Origin of the sequence: Flavobacterium succinicans, from assembly GCF_001662485.1 — a bacterium.
In the GTDB taxonomy this organism is placed as follows: domain Bacteria; phylum Bacteroidota; class Bacteroidia; order Flavobacteriales; family Flavobacteriaceae; genus Flavobacterium; species Flavobacterium succinicans_A.
The window spans coordinates 1-1,063 of sequence record NZ_JMTM01000056.1; the positions used below are offsets into that span (position 1 = coordinate 1).

The following is a 1,063-nucleotide window of genomic DNA, read 5'->3' on the forward strand; positions in this document are numbered from 1 at the left end:
TTCAACGTATAAAGAGTTATTGTGTAGTTTTTATCGTTAACGTTCTCGCGCTACAGCGGGTTTGGGACTAAATTAAGCCCTGTTTTCGGATTTGCCAAATCTTCCAAATACAAAACCAACTTTCCATTAAGCTAATTGCCCAAATCCGTTGTAGCGTGTGTTAGCGGTGGTCTTTATTTGTCGTTTAGAATATTCTCGATTTTATGATATGCTTCAAGTATATTGTCAACATTTGGATTTTCGCTGTGATACAATAAAGATGTATAAATGGTATAAATATTTCCTTCGGATTCACAATTTATAATATTATCCACTTTAGTAATAGATTCTAAAGTACTGTTTCTATACCATCTGTTGAAAACATTGAATCGCGTTTTTGCTTTCTCATCATTTTCTGAACAAACATAAATCAGTGAATTTTGTACATTTGCAAAGAAAATAGCTATAATATTATCAATAGTTTTTGATACTAAAACATCAAAAGGTTCAATTTTAGCAGTAATTTTTTCAATTATAATTTGATAGATATTTTCAATATGAACCTCTGAGGCAACGTCAAGCGTCTCATCAATAATAAAAACAATTTTGTATTCAATATCGTTTTTAGTAGTAAAGTTATAAGTGCTTGTCGCTTGGTTAAAAGTGTAGTTATATTGGTTTGGCAAACTTGATTCCTTTTTGAGTTAATTTTTCAATAGGAGTATTGCCTTTCAAGAACGAACGAACCATAGCCTTATCTGAAACCATTTTGGTTATAGATTTCATTATTGCTTCTTTATTTATGGTTTTATTATTCATACAACAAAAGTAGTGCGACAAATCTTAAACAAAGCGATATTTCAATTGTTTGTTTTTATAGTGTTTGTTCTTCGTATAGATTAAAGCTATTTTGAAACGATATAAATTAGTGCTTTTTTCTGGTTGTCCGCAAAATCACCGCTAACTTGTATATATGTCTGACAAACATCCGTTTTATTAATTATCAAATATATTTATTTTTTCTTACAAACCATACCTATTTGACAAGTGCTTAAAACAAAAAAAGATGCTTAGGCATCTTTTA

1 protein-coding gene is annotated in these 1,063 nt (G+C 29.5%); it reads right to left on the reverse strand.

The annotated features are described in order from the left end of the window. Positions 1 to 173: 173 nt before the first annotated feature. The gene (locus FLB_RS10260) at positions 174 to 665 is read right to left on the reverse strand and encodes a DUF6169 family protein (RefSeq protein WP_064715878.1); all 492 of its coding nucleotides are present in this window, start codon (positions 663 to 665) and stop codon (positions 174 to 176) included. Positions 666 to 1,063: the final 398 nt, after the last annotated feature.